This window comes from Streptomyces sp. NPDC059080, assembly GCF_042739975.1.
Taxonomy (GTDB): Bacteria; Actinomycetota; Actinomycetes; order Streptomycetales; family Streptomycetaceae; genus Streptomyces; species Streptomyces benahoarensis.
Window position 1 is genome coordinate 1 of the sequence record NZ_JBHYGX010000077.1, and the last position, 5,197, is coordinate 5,197.

At 77.1% G+C, this 5,197-nt stretch carries 3 protein-coding genes; 1 reads left to right on the forward strand and 2 read right to left on the reverse strand.

What is annotated here, in order from left to right:
- Positions 1 to 93 precede the first annotated feature (93 nt).
- Positions 94 to 1,551 carry an MFS transporter gene (locus ACFWWQ_RS29460; protein ID WP_384602302.1) on the reverse strand — a complete coding sequence of 486 codons (1,458 nt, stop codon included), beginning with the start codon at positions 1,549 to 1,551 and terminating at the stop codon, positions 94 to 96.
- A gap of 710 nt (positions 1,552 to 2,261) precedes the next feature.
- Between ACFWWQ_RS29460 and ACFWWQ_RS29465 the strand changes: the two genes are divergently transcribed.
- Positions 2,262 to 4,352 (forward strand): asparagine synthase-related protein, encoded by a 2,091-nt coding sequence (locus ACFWWQ_RS29465; RefSeq protein WP_384602304.1) that lies wholly within the window; start codon positions 2,262 to 2,264, stop codon positions 4,350 to 4,352.
- A gap of 46 nt (positions 4,353 to 4,398) precedes the next feature.
- Here ACFWWQ_RS29465 and ACFWWQ_RS29470 read toward each other — a convergent pair.
- Positions 4,399 to 5,197: NPCBM/NEW2 domain-containing protein (locus tag ACFWWQ_RS29470; RefSeq protein ID WP_384602306.1), on the reverse strand; the 799-nt coding region annotated here is incomplete at its 5' end.

Genomic DNA, 5,197 nt, shown 5'->3' on the forward strand with positions numbered 1-5,197 from the left:
CCGCACGCCCGCCCGGGCCGCTCGCGCCCGGGCCGCACGCCCGCCCGGGCCGCACGCGCCCGGGCCGGCCACCCCTTCGCGGCCCGACGCCCCCTACGCCGGCGCCGCCAGCAACGGCCGCGCCCGCTCGCGCAGTTCCACCACCCGCGGCTCGTCCCCGTACGGCTCCAGGCGGTGCAGCAGGTCGCGGACGTACTCGGTGGTGCGGGCCGAGGAGATGCGGCCGGCGACCTCGACGGCGCGGGTGCCCGCGGCGCAGGCGGCGTCGAGGTTGCCGGACTCCAGCTCGGCCACGGCGGAGACCACCAGGCGCAGGCCGTGCGAGCGGACGAACTCCTCGGTGGGCCGGGAGAGGGCCTGTTCGGTGAAGCGGCGCACCTGGCGGGGCAGTCGCAGGTCGCGGTAGCACTCGGCGGCGTCGGCGGCGAACCGCTCGTAGGAGTAGAAGTCCAGCCAGGACGGGTCGGCGTCGCCGCCGCGGGAGCGCTCCAGCCAGCCCTCGGCGGCCTTCAGGGCCACCTCGCAGGCGCGGGCCTCACCGGCCTTCGCCTGCGCGCGCGCCTCCACCAGGCGGAAAAAGCTCATGGTGCGCGCGGTGGCCAGTCCGCGGTTGCGCTCCAGCGCGGCCTGGGCGAGATCGACTCCCTCGTCGGCAAAGCCGCGGTACGTCGCCTGCAGGGACATCGAGGCGAGGACGTAGCCGCCCAAGGGGACATCGGCCGCGGCGCGGGCCAGCCGCAGCGCCTGGATGTAGTAGCGCTGGGCGGCCTCCTGCTGCCCGGTGTCGAAGGCCATCCACCCGGCGAGGCGGGTGAGTTCGGAGGTCGCGCCGAAGAGGGCGCGCCCCACCTCGTCGCTGTACGAGGCGAGGAGCAGCGGGGCCGCGTCCACCCGCAGGCACTCCGGCACCATGGACGAACGCCAGTCGCCGCCGCCGTATTTGGAGTCCCAGCGGCGCGCGTCCTCCGCCGCCTCGCGGAGCTTGCTGACATCGCTGTGGCCGACATGCTGGGGTATCGCCGCGTTCGCGGCCGAGGCGGTGTCCTTCTCGCCCGCCTCGGCTGCTTCGACCGCGTTTCGCGCCACCGAGCTGTCGGCCGGGGATATCAGCCACCGGGAGGCGGGGGTGGCGTACGCGCTGACGGCGAAGGATCCGGCCAGGCTCTGCCAGATCCCCCCGCCCCCGGCCCGCCGTCCGGCCAGATCCAGTCGGTAGAGATCGGTGGCGGAACGCACCGCTGCGCCCACATCGCGGGGAAATGTCAGCCCGACCTCGGGCGCCGGATCAGCGTCGCCCAGGCCGATCTCGTGCAGCGGGACCGGCCGCCCGAGCTTGCTGCCGATCGCCGACGCGATCAGATGGGGCGCGGCGCCCTGCGGCACCATCCCCTTGGAGACCCAGCGGGCGACCGACGTCTTGTCGTAACGAAGCGTCAGCCCGCGCTGTGCGCCGAGGTCGTTCACCCGGCGCGCCAGACCGGCGTTGCTGATACCCGCGAGGGCGAGAACGGTGCCGAGCTTCTCGTTCGGCCCGCGTATATCCCTGGACATTGCGCACCCCTCGACACTGCGACGGCAGCCCCGGTGCCCCGGGGCGTGCGTCCACCCAGAGTAGTTCGCCGGATCCCGACCGTTAAGGGCCGGTGTCCCGGATGGCGAGATTCATCTTGGGTCGGGGGAGCGGGAGTTGGCATGTGCTCCGGGTACGTGTTGCCGTGCGCCCACATGTGCGCGCTGCCTCCCGGAGAGCGCCGCCGCTTCCATGGGTGCCGCGTGGGTCGGCCCGCTGTACTGGATCCGGTGGGCTGGGGGATACCGCCGCTCCATTCCCCGCGGGCGGTGGTCCGGTCCGGGAGGCGCAGCCCGCTTCCCGGACCGTCGCGCGAGCCGGACGCGGCTCCCGCGCCGCCGGTCTGCGCGAGGCGCCGCGGCGCGCCGCCGGCTGAACGGAGTTCAGCAGACTTTGGCCGAATAACGCCGGGCGACGGAAACGCGCCGCGGGCCCGGACGGCGTCTCCGGAACGGCGCGGCGCGCCCCGCGGCACGCCCCCGACACCCGCCGTGCGCCCTGCCCGCACTCCGCCGCGCACCGCGAGGCAGAGCCCTGCCCGCGACGTCAACTTCCCGCTCCCGGGCGCCGCCCCGCCGCTCCGCTCGGCTCCCGTACGCCCCCGTCATGGCAGCATGGACCGCACAACGGCTGAAATCCGCGGTACGGGGCGGTGGCGCGCCCCCGCGGCACGGGGATGCGGGGAGGCGGCATGCGCTGGTTGGTGGGGTGGAGCAGTGCCACCACGGGCCCAGCCGCCACCGGGGGGAGCCGCACGGTCCTCCCCGTGGGCGCCCAACTCCTGTGGGACGGACCGGATCCGCTGTGGGCGGTCGGCGACTGGCGGCCCGACGAGGTCCGCGTCGTCCGCGCCGACCCGGAGACCGCGCTCGCCGTCTTCGGCGTCTGCGGCGCCACCGACGACCAGCTGCGCGTCGGCCTCTTCGCCGCCCGCGGCGGCGCGCTGCGCCACCTCACCGCCTGGCCCGGCAGCTACACCGCCGTCGTCCGCATGAGCCGCCGCCTCACCATCACCGGCGATCTCGCCGGGGCCCGCCCCGTCTTCCACGCCCCCTGGGAGGGCGGCACCGCCTTCGCCACCGCAGCCCTGCCGCTCGCCGACCTCATCGAGGCCGGACTCGACATCGGCCACCTCGGCGCCCTCCTGGCCTGCCCGGACTCCCCCGAGGCGCTCGGCTCCGGCACGCCCTACGAAGGGGTGCGCCGCGTCCCGCCCGGCCACGCCCTGGTGCTGCGCGGCGGCGCCCATGAGATCACCTCGTACGAACCGGTCGCCTCCCTGGCCGTCGCCGCCCCCCAACTCGCCCCGGAACAGGCGGTGGACGGCGTCCGCGAGGCCCTGGTCGATGCGGTCCGGGCCCGGCTGTCGAGCCCCCGGCACGCCGCTGTCCCGGATGGCCCCGACGGCCCCGAAGGGCTGGACCCGGGCCCGGTGCCGGGCATGGGCCCCGCCGAACGACGCGCGGCCCGCGGCGCCCCTGCCCCCGGGGTCGGCGCCGACCTCTCCGGCGGCAGCGCCTCCGGCACCCTCGCGCTGCTGGCCGCCGGGCTGCCCGGCGCACCGGGGGCGCTCACCGGCCGCGGCGAGCGCCTCCTCGCCGTCACCTTCACCGACCACACCACCCAGGGGGGCCGCGCCCACCGCGACGCCGAGCTGGAGCGGGCCCGCGCCCTGGCCGACAACCCCCGCCTGCACCACCGCGTCGTCACCGGTGGTGAAGAGGCCCTGCCGTTCGCCGGGCTCGGCACCCTCCCGCTCACCGACGAGCCGGGCCCCTCCCTCGTCACCGCGTTCCGCCACCGCAGCCGCCTGCTCGCCGGGGGCGCCGACCACTTCACCGGCCACGGCGCCCGCCAGGTCCTCGACGCCCACCCGGCCCGCCTCGCCGACCTCCTCCTGGACCGCCGCAGGCGCCATCTGCTGCGCCCGGTCACCGCCCTGGCCAGGGCCGACGGCCCCTCCGCGCACTCCGTCCTGGTGCCCTTCACCGTCTACCGCGCCGCCCGCAAGCTCGCCCGTACGCCCTACGGGACCGGGGTCGCCGAGACGGCGCGACGCCTGGTGGAGCGGCGGGTCGGCGACCCCGGAGAACCGGGCGCCGTCGACGCCTCCCTGGCCGCGCTGTTCTGGTGCCGCCCGGGGCCCGCCGCCCGCTGGCTCACCGGCGAGGCGCTGGCCGAGGTGGCGGTGCGGCTGAGCGCGGCGGCGACGCGCGCCCCCGGCGCGGGAAGGCCGGGCGAGCGCCGGGCGCGCGCCGCGCTGGCCCGCCGCGCCGCCGACCACCGCGTCTTCGAACAGGCCGTGGAGGTCCGCAGCCAGCGCCTGCATGCGCCGTTCCTCGACAACCAGGTGGTCCTCGCCTGCCGCGCGCTGCCCGACACCCTCCGCGTCCAGCCCGGCGCCCGCGCCGCCGTCCTCCGCTCTGTCCTCGCCGGAGCGGGTGTACGGGACCTGCCGCCGGGCTGGGGCGCCACCGCGGACCTCCCGCACACCGCCGCTCTGCGGACCGGGCTGCGCGCCGCCGTCGACGGCCTGCTGCAGCTCTTCGACGCGCCGCTGCTCGCCGACGCCGGGCTGGTGGAGGCGCGGGTCGTCCGCAAGGCGCTGCGCGCCGCCGCCGAGGGCGCCGCGCTGCCCCTGGACGGCCTGGCCGAGCTGGTCTCCACGGAGCTGTGGCTGCGCCGCCTGGTCCTGCGGCGCGGCAGCTGCTGGACCGATGCCGCCACGTCCCCGCGCCGCCGCGCGGTCGCCGCCGGGGTGCCGCCCCGGGCCCGCCTCTGAGCGAAGCCGCCGACGGGCCCCGCCAACGCTGTCAACGCTTCCCGGATCAGCGGCAGTTGATCTGAGACTGCGCCCAGTCCGCGAGCACCGGAGTGTCCATGGGCGTCTGCGGCGCCACGCTCAGCCGCAGCGTCTTCACGCCGGTCAGCGGGACGTGCACCGGCACCGCGGGCCGCCCGCCGCGCACCACGCCGGAGCTCCACAGCGGCTCGCCGTCGCCCGCCACGGAGAACCGCACCGCCCCCAGCCCCAGGCTGAGATCGTCCACCCCGGCGACCGCGTCGTACGAGGTGCAGGGGCGGTTCAGATCGATGACGACGGCGGACGTGCCGGGGACGGTCACGCCGTTCGGGTACGCCCGGCCGTCGATCTCCGGTGCGTCCCGCCGCCATATCCAGCTGCTGTCCAGGAGGCGGACCTCCGGCTCCGTACCGTCCCCGCCGAGATCCGTCCCCAGGGAGCTGAGGAGGTACGGCGTCGGTTCCGGCGACGGAGTGGGCGTCGGTGTCGGGGTGGGTGTCGGGGTGGGCGTCGGAGTGGGCGTAGGCGTCGGCTTCGGCGCGGTGGGCCGGGGCGTCGGGGTGGGCGTAGGCGTCGGCGTGGGCGTCGGGGTAGGCGTCGGTTTCGGCGGAGGCGGCGGCGGCGCCGGACGGGTGGCGGGCGGCGGCGTGGGCTCCGGCGCGGGCGGCGCGGGCAGCGGGGGCGCGGGCGTCCGCGGCGCCACGGCGGGCGCCGGCTCCCTCTTCGCCTCCGGCTTGGGCGGCTCCTGCGCACCGGTCATCGCCATCGCCAGCGCCGTCCCGGCCACGACCATCACCCCGGCGCCGATCGCGACCTTCACGGGC

Coding starts and splice junctions, on each gene's coding strand:
- ACFWWQ_RS29460 (WP_384602302.1), bottom strand. CDS start 1,551: ATGTCCAGGGATATACGCGGGCCGAACGAGAAGCTCGGCACCGTTCTC.
- ACFWWQ_RS29465 (WP_384602304.1), top strand. CDS start 2,262: ATGCGCTGGTTGGTGGGGTGGAGCAGTGCCACCACGGGCCCAGCCGCC.